The organism is uncultured Succiniclasticum sp. (assembly GCF_902793885.1).
Taxonomy (GTDB): domain Bacteria; phylum Bacillota; class Negativicutes; order Acidaminococcales; family Acidaminococcaceae; genus Succiniclasticum.
Genome location: NZ_CADBFF010000008.1, coordinates 37,398 through 50,849 on the forward strand (window position 1 = coordinate 37,398; position 13,452 = coordinate 50,849).

10 protein-coding genes are annotated in these 13,452 nt (G+C 40.2%); 2 read left to right on the plus strand and 8 right to left on the minus strand.

Going from position 1 to position 13,452, the window contains the following annotated elements:
• Positions 1-3 precede the first annotated feature (3 nt).
• Positions 4-351, plus strand: a complete 348-nt coding sequence (locus QZV31_RS05590) for a hypothetical protein (RefSeq protein WP_295358898.1) — start codon at positions 4-6, stop codon at positions 349-351.
• A gap of 96 nt (positions 352-447) precedes the next feature.
• Here the strand turns inward: QZV31_RS05590 and QZV31_RS05595 are convergent, their stop codons facing one another.
• The 7 genes from QZV31_RS05595 to QZV31_RS05625 form a co-directional block, all read right to left on the minus strand.
• A complete protein-coding gene (locus QZV31_RS05595) occupies positions 448-843 on the minus strand; it encodes a PIN domain-containing protein (protein WP_295358899.1) in 396 nt (131 codons plus the stop codon).
• Positions 843-1,073 carry a type II toxin-antitoxin system VapB family antitoxin gene (gene vapB, locus QZV31_RS05600; protein ID WP_295358901.1) on the minus strand — a complete coding sequence of 77 codons (231 nt, stop codon included), beginning with the start codon at positions 1,071-1,073 and terminating at the stop codon, positions 843-845. The genes QZV31_RS05595 and vapB overlap by 1 nt, the downstream gene beginning before the upstream one ends.
• 491 nt (positions 1,074-1,564) lie before the next feature.
• Complete coding sequence (locus tag QZV31_RS05605; RefSeq protein WP_295358903.1) at positions 1,565-2,494, minus strand: site-specific integrase; 930 nt, start codon at positions 2,492-2,494, stop codon at positions 1,565-1,567.
• 24 nt (positions 2,495-2,518) lie between these two features.
• Positions 2,519-3,595, minus strand: coding sequence for a restriction endonuclease subunit S (locus tag QZV31_RS05610; RefSeq protein ID WP_366508692.1), 1,077 nt, complete (start codon positions 3,593-3,595; stop codon positions 2,519-2,521).
• Between the two features lie 51 nt (positions 3,596-3,646).
• Positions 3,647-6,808, minus strand: a complete 3,162-nt coding sequence (locus QZV31_RS05615) for an HsdR family type I site-specific deoxyribonuclease (RefSeq protein ID WP_295358905.1) — start codon at positions 6,806-6,808, stop codon at positions 3,647-3,649.
• Between the two features lie 45 nt (positions 6,809-6,853).
• Positions 6,854-8,101, minus strand: a complete 1,248-nt coding sequence (locus QZV31_RS05620) for a restriction endonuclease subunit S (protein WP_295358907.1) — start codon at positions 8,099-8,101, stop codon at positions 6,854-6,856.
• On the minus strand, positions 8,049-10,655 hold the full coding sequence (locus QZV31_RS05625) for a type I restriction-modification system subunit M (RefSeq protein ID WP_295358909.1): 2,607 nt from the start codon (positions 10,653-10,655) through the stop codon (positions 8,049-8,051). The genes QZV31_RS05620 and QZV31_RS05625 overlap by 53 nt, the downstream gene beginning before the upstream one ends.
• Positions 10,656-11,325: 670 nt before the next feature.
• Here QZV31_RS05625 and thpR point away from each other — a divergent pair.
• Positions 11,326-11,826 carry an RNA 2',3'-cyclic phosphodiesterase gene (gene thpR, locus QZV31_RS05630; RefSeq protein ID WP_295358910.1) on the plus strand — a complete coding sequence of 167 codons (501 nt, stop codon included), beginning with the start codon at positions 11,326-11,328 and terminating at the stop codon, positions 11,824-11,826.
• A 458-nt stretch (positions 11,827-12,284) separates the two neighbouring features.
• Here thpR and QZV31_RS05635 read toward each other — a convergent pair whose 3' ends face one another.
• Positions 12,285-13,451, minus strand: coding sequence for an acetylornithine/succinylornithine family transaminase (locus QZV31_RS05635; protein WP_295358912.1), 1,167 nt, complete (start codon positions 13,449-13,451; stop codon positions 12,285-12,287).
• Between the last annotated feature and the right edge of the window lies 1 nt (position 13,452).

Here is a 13,452-nt window from a genome sequence, read left to right on the forward strand (position 1 = left end):
ATTATGACCATACAAGAAGCCATCGAACTTGGCAAAACAAAAATCGATCCCCGCAACAACGATTTAGGCGAAAACCCGGAACGTATTTACGAAATCCTGGGCTTTACCAACGCCAAATTTTTCGGTTGGAATACCATCCGCCGCATCCGGCACTTTGAGTACCACGGCCAGACCCACGGCTATTTCCAGTATGTGTGCCATAAGCTGGTGAAGTGCAGTTTCAAACAGGCGCTGATTACGCCGGACTACAAAAACTACGGCATTTTTATTTTCAGCTTTCAGGAAGAAGATGACTTCTGGGACTATTCCGAGTATTACAACACGCCCAGGGTGGTACTGATTTACAAATAAGCAGGGAATTCCATCGTAAAAGCCTCACTTCTTGTAAAAGTTGTACGTTATTATACCCTTTTTGCCTACGTATGGCAACACGTGAAGAAAACCCATTTATTTCCAGGCTTCATATAAAAGTCCTTCCACACGGGAGAATTCACGCACATTATTGGTAACCAGGGCATAACCGAGCGACCGGGCATGACCCGCAATAAGCATATCGCGGTCACCAATGCGCATATGCTTTTTATCCAAATCCGCAAAGATGTCTCCAAAATGCTCTGCCGCAAGCTGGTCAAAATTTAATACCTTGATACCGAGCAGGATACGGGTAATTGCTACCCGATTCTTTTCGGGTGAAGAACTTTTATTGATTCCATAAACCAACTCGCCATAGGTTATAGATGAAATACACAGATCAACCCCCAAATGCGCTTTCACCTTTTCACAAATCGGCCAGTCCGGATGCCGCACTGCCATAATGATGGCATTCGTGTCCAGCATATACATTACAATGCCTCCCTAACGGAAGGAACGCTGTTCGGCAACCCTTCAGCCAGAAAATCTTCTGAAAGCATGGCGGCGCCCTTTTCAAACTCTGACGCTAAATCTGCTTTGGGAACAAGAACCAGCACATTGCCGATTTTATTAATATAAACTTCATCAACGTCAAAACGGTACTCTTTTGGAATGCGGACAGCCTGACTTCGTCCATTGCTGAATATTCGTGCAGTACCCATGATACATGCCTCCTATTTCTTTTAATTCTTTCACAAACAGTATATATCATGTTATATATCAACGTCAAGAATTATTATATTGCATTCCATGTTACAAAAGATCCAAACACCCGCAAACAGGTCCGGGAAGATTTTGCTTCGCGACCTGTGGCGGGAATACATGAATGAATCGGCGCAGCTGGTCGTCCTGGTTCATACACAGATGGGACTTAGTGTAACTAACGGTTCGGATCCATATTTTTTGCATTTTTCTATTCTGTTCAGGTCTGACGCCTTACATGATAAAAGCCGGGAACAGAGAATCTTCTCTCTATTCCCGGCAATCAGTATATTGTGTATCAGCCACCTTCCCCGTCCATTGTACTTTTAATACATACGCAGGAATATTCACTTTAAAAATTCCCATAACATTTTTATTATCGTAAGTCAATTCTTTATGAATCTTCCATATATTATTTATAAATTACCATCAGCGTGAGTATTTCAAATAATTAGCTTAAATTAGAAATCGAGCGCATAACTAAATCTATATCCTGATTTTCCAACTCCTGAATGATGTGAAGATACGTTTTCTGAGTCGTTGTCATGCTTGCATGCCCCAACCGTCTTGCAACACTGGCAATAGAAACCCCTGCAAATAATAACAGCGATGCATGTGTATGGCGCAATCCGTGAACCGAGATAGTTGGAATCTTCGCCAATTTGCAATGCCGCTCCAAAATATCATTGACAGTGGAATTGTAAATTTTTTCTTTCTGAATAAAAATTGGCTGTTCGCTTGGTAGTCCACGCACCAATTCAGAAAATTGGATAACGGTCTGCCAGTCTATTTGTATTTTTCTAACAGAAGAACGATTTTTTGTAGGCAAGAAACCACCATTTCCCTTATAATCCCATGTTTTACTTATTGTCAGGGACTGGTGTGCGAAATCAAAATCTTTAGGCGTCAACGCAAGTGCCTCTGAAAACCGCATACCTGTTTTTGCAACAAGTAAAATAAACCAGTCCCAATTAATTTTTTGCGTCAATTTTAAATTAATCAGCAGTGTATGTAATTCAAACTGATTTAAAAACTTAATCTTTTTTGTTGTTGGCGTTTTACCTTTAATAATTACTTTGCGGGTTGGATCTTTTTCAATCAAACCCTCGTCCACTGCATCAAGAATAGCGCCTTTAAGCTGATGGTGAAAGTCCATAGTGGTTTGTCGCTCATGATTCAATGCATAATCATTGATAAGTTGCTGATAAGTGATTCTTGTAATATCACATAAACGGAGGGACGGAACTAATTTTTCAAGCCAAGTTTGCGTCATATAGTATTTATCCAGTGTTACTTTTCGTATCGCTCCTTCCTTATAAATCTTTACCCATTGTTCATAATACATGGTTAATAAATCTGTATTTTTGATTTGGCTTAACATTTTTACCTCCTGTTTTATAATATTTTACTCACGCTGATGAAGGGTGATAAGGTTGTCAAGTTTATTTAAAAAATATCCAATTTTTCTTTGCTCACTGATATCGGGGTATAAAATTGGCATACTAAAAAAAACAATATCTTTTATTGAAAACCTATCTGATCTCGCACCAGAGTCACCATTGAAAAACATAAAAGAATGCCAGCAATTGCTTTTAAAAAACCATTCAAGGTATGTATTATCAACATTATAAGTTCTAAAAACTGTATAAAGTGGCGACATTATTCCACTTCTATTTAATTTATTCCTATTGATTGGACCCACTGGAGCAGTTACTGAAATGCGAGGATTATAAACAAAATCATTATACTTAACAACATAATATCCATTAATATTTGCAGAATTCGAAATGCTGTGATCAAAAAAATCTCTTTGGCTAAGCACTCCGAATTCAGCAGAATTTGTAAAAGTTTCTTGAATAGTTAAATTAGTGTTCTTTTCAGTAACTTTATCAGCAATCGTATTCAACTTACGCTGTTCCCAAGGGTAAGCATGCCGATTTATGTTTTCAAATTGGGAAAAATATTCTCGCTGATGAAGGGTGATAAGGTTATCAAGTTTATCTAAACAAGCGCCTATTCGTTTTTGTTCTTCAAGCGTAGGTAAGTCAATTTTTCCCATACATAATTTGTCATAGTAAAAGTAAAGGCGTACTCCACCTTCTTGAAGTTGAAGAATAAGTTTTTGAAAATCATTTGATTTGAACCAATGCCAAAGGAAATGATCATCAACTTTTTCCGTAGTTTTAAAAACTTCATAAAGCGAGCTTACAATCACAGATTTGGTAAGATTTTGATAGCCAATTGAGCCAACATTAATACGCGCAGGATTATATGCAAATGTGTTTGGCGGAACTATATAATACATTTTTTTATCCGCTTCCCGCATAGTCCCACCTTTCTCAAATTTTTCATTCTGCGGAATAAATCCATCTTCATTTGTAATTGAATAGCTCTCATAAGGAAGATTGTATTTATTTTTTTCACCGGCAGAAAAAGTAATATCTGAAAACCCACGCTGTTCCCAAGAAGCAAAAAGAGCCAGGGACGAACCCCAGCTCTTATAAACTTACTCTGTAGTTGATAATTATTAGTACTATAGCATTTCGATGTCAAACCCGCCTTCCAAAATAAAATCACGCAAAAGTTTGTCTGTTTTTATGTTTACCAAAGGCGGCGGCAATTTTGCGCCCGTTGCTTTTTCAAAATATATTTTTGCTTTCACTTTATCAACGGTTTTACGTAATGAATCAAACCGGCCAAATTCATTAATGTTTTGTTCCGTCAAATCCAGCTCCATTAAACTTCGTAAAAGCGATTCATCTAAACCTAATGTAACTGCGAAACGGTGTTTCTGATCATCTTTGGCTTTCACTATATATTCCGTTATATAATCCCGTAAACTCTTCCCTTCCGCCACATCTACATCGCCACTCTGAATATCGTGCAAAAAAATGTTGGCATATTTTTGTTCTTCCTGCGAAAGAGTTGCAAATGTTTTGTGAAGTTCATCTTCTGCCTTTTGCAATTCTTCTGCCGTTGTTCCATCCTGCTGCAACAATTTCAAAAATTTATCAAAGCGGGAATTCATGTAATCGGAATCAATCTTATCCGTATCAATGGTTGTCAGGTAACCGTCAATATCATATGGCACCTCTTCCCCTATGCCACCTCCACCGCTACCGGAAATTTCTTTGTAGCGCTTGGCAAGAATCAGGTAAGTAGTTTCATCAAAATCTACATGTATTGTAGTTTTTTTCTTAGTCGTTTCATCGGTAAAAATATAATCTGCTTTTTTCCAGCTAAATCCCTGTACTTTGGCAGCTTCCAGATAATTGTTCAACTGTTTAAACAATACGGCAAATTTTTTAATTTCCGGTATTTCCTGTGGCAATTTTTCAAAATTCGCAATGCCTGCATCTTCAAACAACTTTTTTATTTTGCCAAAAGCTTCATTCATGTTGTTCAAATTTTCCGGCAGACGTTGCACAAATAATCCAAAAGGCTTATCGCCGGAATAAAGTTTGATAGCAGCCTCAATGTGTTTTTCCATAGTATGGGGCCGCCTGTAATATTTTATGGTACCAAAAGGTTTATCATTTCCAAAAAGCCGGTTTGTACGGGAAAAAGCCTGAATGATATTCTCATATCGTAACATCTTATCTATGTACAAAGTATTCAGCCACTTGGAATCAAAACCGGTAAGCATCTGGTCAACTACTATCAAAAGATCAATCTCTTTTTCTGGTTCTTTGATAATTCGTTCATAAGGCTTCTTGTGGGCAAGCCGGGCCGCAATATCCTTTTTCATTTTGGCATAGGTTGGAATGGTAAAACTCTGACCAAACAATGCATTATAATCTTCCACTATTTCCTTCAGCCCGTCTTCTTTAACTTTGGCACCATCATTATTATCTATGCTGGGATCAAAGAGAGCTGTAACTTTCAATTTTTTCACTGCATTCTTAAAACGCCTGTAATATTCCAGCGCTTCCGGAATACTGCTGGTAGCAAAAATAGCATGGAACTTACTGCCCTGGCTTAGCACATCCCAGTTTTCCAAAATATCTTTAACCACCATGCGCTGATGTTCTTCCGTACGGTATTGTGAATTGGACAGATTATCTTCAATTCCTTCCACGTAATCACCAGCAGCCGTAAAATAGCCAGCCATAGGTACTTCCTGCATATACTTATTAAAAATCGCGGTTTTTTCCGGGTTGGCAAACACTTCCGCAACTGTTTTGGCTTTCGCCTTTTCCAATGCCACAACCTGCCTTACATCTTTATCCTTAAAAGTCAAAACTTTATAGGGGTCAAAGCCTAATACATTTTTGTCGCGGATACCATCTGCAATACTGTAACGATGCAGTTCATTTCCAAATACCGTAGTAGTGGTATTCATTTTTTTCTGATTTTCTTTATGTATGGGCGTACCGGTAAAGCCAAAGAAAATAGCTCTTGGAAACGTTTGCTTAATGTTCAGCAGCATATCGCCAAAGGTAGAACGGTGGCATTCATCCACGATAATTACAATCCGTTTGCCATTGATTATTTTAAGATCTGCTTCTTTTAAGTTTGCGTATTCATCGTTAATGTTACTCATCTTCTGGATAGAAGTAACAATCAAAGTATCGGCAGGATCAGTACTTTTTAATTTTGATATCAGTACCTGTGTATCCTCCGTTTCCTGCACCGTGTTCTTTTTCTGTTCTTCTGTAAGCCCGGCTCCTGCAAAATTTCTATATTCTTTTAGGGATTGTGTACCTAATTCAATACGATCCATCAGGAACACAACCTTATCCGCATCTTTGGAGGTAGCAATCAGTTGTGCAGATTTAAAGGAAGTCATAGTCTTGCCAGAGCCCGTCGTGTGCCAGATAAAACCGCCTAACTGGTTATTCGCTTCCCATTTTGTTTTGGCAACCCTGTCAGAAATAGCATTGGAAGCATAATACTGGTAACTGCGCATAACCTTCAGCACACCGTCTGCATCGTCCGCTACAGTGTAAAAACCAATCAACTGATGAGCCATCGGTATTGAAAGCAACGTGGAACCTATCTTTTTCCAGTCATTGATTGGCTCATTATTGAAATCTGCCCAGTGAAAATAATAATTTGAATTAAACGCACCTTCAGGGCCTGGGTTTGCAAAATACAAGGTTTCTTCCGGGTTCATGGCGACAAAAATCTGTATCAGCGAAAACAGTCCGGTAAAAATACCTTCCCCTGCATACTTTTCAATTTGGAAAGCCGCCTGGCTAACGGGCACACCGCTCTTTTTCAATTCGATGTGTATAACAGGCATACCGTTGATCAAGAGCATTAAGTCGCCTCGCCTGTCATTTAATATTTTTGATTTTGTAGGGAATTGCGGTTGCTGTACAATCTGATAACGGCTTTGCCCGGCTGCAATTTCACGACGCTCGTAAATTTTCAAAGAAACTTCTTTACCAAAATGCGCTTTATCATCTGGGTTATCGCGAGTGATAGCCACGCTGCCGCCGTTAATAAATCCATTCAACAACAACGGCGTTTGCAGATTCTTAACCTGTTCCAAAATCTGTTGCATTTCATCATTTGTGAGCGGGAAATCATTTAAGCGGTCAATACTGCGGTTATTTTCAAACAGAATCGTTGCCCAATTTTGGATCAGTTGTTCTTCCGTGTAATTTTTCAGTATTTTCTTTTCCCAGCCTTTTTCCGTTAAAACATTAATCAACGCCTGTTCAAAGTCCGCTTCTTTCTCAAATGCCATAATCAGTTCCTCGCAGCCGGTAATTATAAAAAAGCATATTGATTATCAAACAAACATCTTTTCCAACATGGATTTCTTTATATTTTTCAATTTTTCCAGCTTACGCTGATGAAGGGTGATAAGGTTGTCAAGTTTAGCAAACATACTTGAAATTATGGTTTGTTCATATAACCCAGGAAAAACAACTATTCCCTTTAAAGCATTTTCAGAACTAACTTTCATATCGTTCTTTGCGCCCTTATTTACCAATGGGTGCAAGTAATTATTTACCCTCGCATTTTGTTCAAAATAGTTTTGAATAAAATTAGACACAACATTATTCTTAGGATGATAAATAGCGTATAAAGTTGAGACAATACCTGCTTTTCCCTTATTTGCTTTAATTATTCCAAAAGGATTTGAGTTCAATGGCGACTTTGTATAAACCACATCACCAGATTTTACAATTCCATAATTTGAAACAGATTCACCAGCAAAAGATCTTCCCTTAAATTCTATCTGGTTAACAATGCCATAATCACCAGATACAGACAATACATCATCTTTGGTATAATTATTATCAACATTCTTTTCCGTTGAAACATCAAGGTAATGTGACAACTTACGCTGTTCCCAAGCATCAGTAAATCCTCGAAAACGTATTTCTGGAAATTTGCTGTCATTTTTTGGAAACATTTTTTCCAACATAGATTTTTTTATGTTAAGTAACTTGTCATACTTACGCTGATGAAGGGTGATAAGGTTATCGAGTTTGTTCATATAAGTGCTGACTTTATCTTGTTCAAGCCTGCTAGGCACCATGATTTCATACTGAGCATACTCTTGCGCATTAACTCCTGGTTGTCCAGAGCGAATTGAAGTAACTTTAATAAACCTTTCATAATCTGTTTTAAGCGTATTTTGAAATACAAATTCCGGATTAAAAAAATTTTTTATTCTCGCCTTAATGAGGAAGCCTGCGTAATATACTAACCCATCAGAAATCCTATAAATATAGCTTTTACCGACACTTGCACCTGTACGTGCAAACAAAATATCCCCTTCAGAAAGCCTATAATTCTCTGCGTTTGATAAATCAGTATCCGGTGAAGAAAGATCTGTCCGAACAAATTCACGACTATCATCATCAATATCTGTAATCCTAATATATTTGTTTTCGCCATCATACTTTTTAGCCGCTGCATTAAGCCCATATTCAAAAGATGAAGATAAGTCACCCAACTTACGCTGTTCCCAATCGTCAGTGAATCCTCGGAATCTTATAGAGGGTTTCCTTCTGTTTGTTTTCATCATGCTTTCCTCCAAGCATTGCTTTCAGTTCACAGATGCCTTGCATATCGTATTCGTTGCCGACCAGTTCATCCAACATAGAAACAAGTTCTTCTTCCGTTTCCCGTATCTGGTGTTCCACTTCGGATAAAGTGGTACTGTATTTTGCAGATAAGGTTTCAACTTTGGAAATCAGGGTGTTGACAATGCTCACCGGCATTTTATGTAAATCGGCTGTCAGTGGTATAATCCATTTTTTATTTAACAGTTCATACACCTGATCATCCGTAAGGTTTTCAATCGTTTCTTTGGTTTTTATATGCAAAGCTGCACTGTTTTCCTTAATGCGTTTTCTGATTTTCTTTTCTTCCTCATTAAGAGCGGCGGCTTTTTTTAATATAGCTAATATTTCAAGTTCTGCCTCTTTGGCCTTCACTGTCTTTTTTATTTCAGCCCACACAAATGCAGTTTTGTCTTCATTAATAAAATTCTTTTCTTTTTCTTCCTCCGGCAGTTCCTCCAACAGTTCTTCGTACTGTGCGGTAATTTCATTTACCCGGCCTTCATCATTCTTTATGACATCAAGCTCTGCGGCAAGATATGTTTCCTGTACAAGAGAGAACGGAAGCACGTGTCCTTTCCATCCTTCCTGTACTTCTTTATCTTTGCCGTCTTTCTTTTTGATGACCATGTTCGGATCAACCTGCTTTGTAGCGGCAAAGCCCTCCGTCTGTGCAATTTCCAAATCTGTAGCAATCGCGTTCCAGTTATTGTCTAAAATCTGATACGCTTCATATTTATCTGCCAGAGGAATTGCTTCAAGTCGTTGGAAAATGTTCTCACTGATTATCGTTTCTTCTTTTGATACATTGATATCCTGCATGCAATCCAGTAGTTGCTGTTTTAGGTAATTATCAAAGCCTGAAAAAACAGATCTGTAATTATTATAAAACGCAAGCACCGCAGGATTCCGGTTAACGGAGTCTTTTATATTCTCTGTCCGTAACTTATAATAAGAATCATTCGTTGCTTCAAACAATGCTTCCTTTAAACCGGGCAGCGCAAGCCAGAACGGTGTCAATTCATCAAGCTCCTGCCTCGGAACACCTCCAAACATGGAAGCATATATATCCCAGCTTTCCGGTTTTTCAGAGGAATCCACATAGCGGGGAATATTCATGTTATAATCGTTGGCACGAATTTCATCTCTGGATACAATACGTGAAAATTTGTTAACAGAGAGCCGTTGCGTAACCACATCTGCAATCTTTTTAATATCACAGGCACGTAATTTATTATTCTTGCCAACTTTTTCAAATCCTTTGGAAGCATCTACAATCATAACATCTGTATTCTTGCGTTTTTGTTTTAACACCATGATGATTGTAGGAATACCGGTTCCGAAAAAAATATTAGCAGGCAATCCGATAATGGTATCAATATGGTTATTTTCGATTAAGTTTTTACGGATTATCCCTTCTTCACCGCCACGGAACAACACTCCGTGAGGCAATACGATGGTCATAATGCCGTTGCTTTTTAAGTGAAACAGGTCATGAAGCAAAAAAGCATAATCCGCTTTACCTTTTGGCGCTACGCCAAAACGAGAGAACCGCGGGTCAGTTTCTTTGTCTGCAGGGTTCCAGTTCTGAGAATACGGTGGATTGGAAACAACGGCATCCACATACAGGGGTTCATAGGTGCCAACCGGGTCGTTATCTTCAAAGTAAGGCCAGTCTTCTTCTAATGTATCACCGTTACGGGTTACAATATTATCCGGAAGTATTCCCCGCATAACCAGATTCATACGCGTCAGATTGTAAGTATTTTGTTTCAATTCCTGCGCATAGTATTTGATCCGGTTTGCTTGTCCCATAAATTTGGTAGCGGACTTACCGATGTTAATCAGCAGGGAACCGGATCCGCTAGTCGGGTCATATATTTTTATTTCTTCCCTGTCCTTCAAATGGTTGGCCACAATTTCTGACATCAAAAGAGAAACTTCATGGGGTGTATAGAATTCACCGGCCTTTTTTCCGGCGTTGGCAGCAAAATTGGAAATCAAATATTCATAAATAAAACCAAGTACATCATAATCCTGTTTGCCATCCATGGGAATATCTTTGATTAGGTTAATCAAATCGCTGATGGCTTTAGTCTGCGAATTGGCAGTATCTCCAAGCTTTGACAAACCGGTCTGCAGTGTATCGAATACGCCTTTAAACACCTTTTTATGAGTATCGCTGATTAACCGGCTGAAAGCAGAAAGCGCATCCCTCACATCCGACACATTAAAATCGCTGCCTTTTGACAACCAGGTTGAAAACAGGTCATTGTATGCAATAAAATATCCGTTCCGATTTTGCAGATTTTGCACAACTTCCGGATATTCTTCCGTTACAGTATCCATATATTCATCAGTGTAACCAATTTCTTTCAGGTATTTTACTTCCTTGTCGGAAAGAAATTTATAAAAAATGAAGCCCAGAATATAGTCTTTATATTCATTGGCTTCAATTTTAGAGCGCATTTTATTTGCAGATTCCCAAATTTTAGCTGCTAACTGCTGTTTGTTCATAATTCTTTGCTCCTTATACGGAAAAAGATTTCTTATTTCTATTATATCATATTTATGACATTGTCCAAACTTATCCAATACATTATTTCTGCTTTTCTGCTTTTCATAATATTCGCATGGCCCGCCGTCAAACAAAACTGCATTTGGTTTACCATTCTCAAAAAACATGTAATTCCTGTTTTCTGACAAGTGACCAAATGGTTCACGCCACAAATCAAACATACAAGTTTCACACTGTTAGATTGTTAGCGGACACCTGCCAAACACTTCATCTTCTGAATCCAATATTTTAAATTCGTAACTTTAGATTTTCCAAATGATAAACTTTAGATTAACGTAAATGAAAATCAATTGTTGCCTAAGGAGGGCTCCGGATGATAGAACGAATTGCCAAAAAAGCATTGCTTCATCTCGCTTCCCAATGCCCAATAGTAGGCGTTACCGGACCGCGGTGAAGTTGAAAGTCAACACTGGCAATTATAAATGACCAAATCTTGTTTGTCTGAAATATTTTTCAGTACCTTAAAATGTTTCAACCTTACACACTATATCTTACCCGCTTGTGAGAGCTCTACTGAAGATTTTGCTTGACCCCCTGCAAACTTTTCAGTAGAATTGCCTGAAAAAGACGATCATTTTATTCAAATGATTTAAAACTGAGGAGAAAACTATGAAACTGTTTATTGCTATTACATTATCCGACGCCATGAAAGACGCACTCACTGCCGCACAGGACGAAATGTACGCCAACGGCGTCCGCGGTAATTTTACACCCAGGGAAAATATGCACCTTACTTTGGCCTTTATCGGGGATTATCCGGATAAAGAACCCGTGATGGACGCCCTTGCGACCGTATCCTTTTCCGCATTTCCCCTTTCGCTTTCGGGTATGGGCTGTTTCCGGGACCTGTGGTGGGCCGGTATGGATGAATCGGCGCCCTTGCACGCCGTGGTCCGTCGTATCCGCCATGCGCTGGACGAAAACAATATTCCGTTTGACCGGAAACGTTTTTCACCCCACATCACGCTGATTCGAAAAGCCACTGGAACAATGCCCGGAATTCAAATCGAAAAGGTTTCCATGCCAGTGGAACGCATCTTGCTCATGCGGTCTGACCGTGGCAAGCGCGGTATGATTTATACCGAGGTGGGAGTAATTGTGAAAAAGTAAAGTTCGTATAGTTATTTTTTTACACGAAACATTCCTACTGAAAGCTTCGCAGATGTATTGCAAAGTTCTCACTATTACTGAAAACTTTGTTCGACCTGTTGCAAACTTTTCAGTACAATGAACTTTAGAACAAAAAATCACCAGAAAGAATAATCTCGTCCAGGTTGCGTATTCCATTGCGGAAGAAAAAACTTATCAAAGAGAATTAGCCTTGTTCAATACGCTGGATCAGTCACGCAGAAAGATCATGATCACAACAGATGAATTTGACTATTAACAAGTACAGTCAGGCTTATTAGCCTTACAAGAATTTTGGAACTAAACAGTTTGGAGTGCTGATTTACAAATAGAATATATTATACCGTCTTTACTGTCAGCCTCTCACAAACACAGAAAAAACGAACACAAATTAAAAAACGGCCTGCAGTTCATCTGCAAGCCGTTCTTTATTTTGCACCTTATTCCGCGCAGGCCTCTTTAATAATATTCACTGCCTTCACCAGAACTTCTTCCGGCATATTCAGCGCCGGCAGCAACCGGACCTTGTCCTTGGCCGTCAGGCAGAGCACACCTTTTTCAATACATTTTTTCACCACATCCGCGGCCGGCTTCACCGGTTTCACACCGCACATCATGCCCAGGCCGGTAACTTTTTCGATACCGGGTGCTCCTTCCAGCGCGCTGAAAAGGATTTTTCCTTTCCGCTGTACTTCCGCCAAAAACGCATCGTCCAGCCGGTTGATAATGCTCACCGCCCCCGCGCAGGCCACCGGGTTGCCCCCGAACGTAGAGCCGTGGTCCCCATGTCCCAGCACGTGTTCCACTTTTTCGCCCATCAGGCAGGCGCCCAGCGGCAGGCCGCCGCCGATGCCTTTGGCCGTTGTTACCACGTCCGGGTTCACGCCGAAGTTCATATACGAATACAGTTTACCCGTGCGGCCGTTGCCGGTCTGCACTTCGTCCACCATGAACACGATATCTTTTTCGTGACAGATGGCGTCCACACCCTGAATGAATTCTGCGGTCAGCGGGTTCACGCCGCCTTCGCCCTGGATGCACTCGATCAGGATGCCCGCCACTTTATGGGCTTCCACCAGTTTTTGCACACTCACCAGATCGTTAGCCGTGGCATGGACAAAACCGGGCGTCAGGGGTTGGAACAGTTCGTGGTAATGATCCTGTCCGGTTGCGGCCAGGGTGGTGAGGGTACGCCCGTGGAAACTGTTCCACAGGGTGAGGATGGTATAATACTCCGGCCCTTTTTTCTCCGCCGCGTATTTCCGCGCCACCTTGATGGCGCATTCGTTGGCTTCCCCGCCGGAATTGCTGAAGAACACTTTTTTCATGCCTGTCTTCTCGCAGAGCAGCTCCGCCAGTTTCACGCAGGGCTCTGTGTAATACAGGTTGGACATGTGCTGCACCTTGCCCAGCTGGTCGATGACCGCCTGTTTCCAGACGTCGTCGGCGATGCCGAAGCTGGTAACCCCGATGCCGGAGCCCATGTCGATGTATTCTTTACCGTCCGTATCTTTGGCAATGCTTCCCTTGCCGCTGACGATTTCCACCGGAAACCGCGCGTAGGTATTGGCTACGTATTTGTTGTCCAGTTCCTGCAGCTTGCTCATG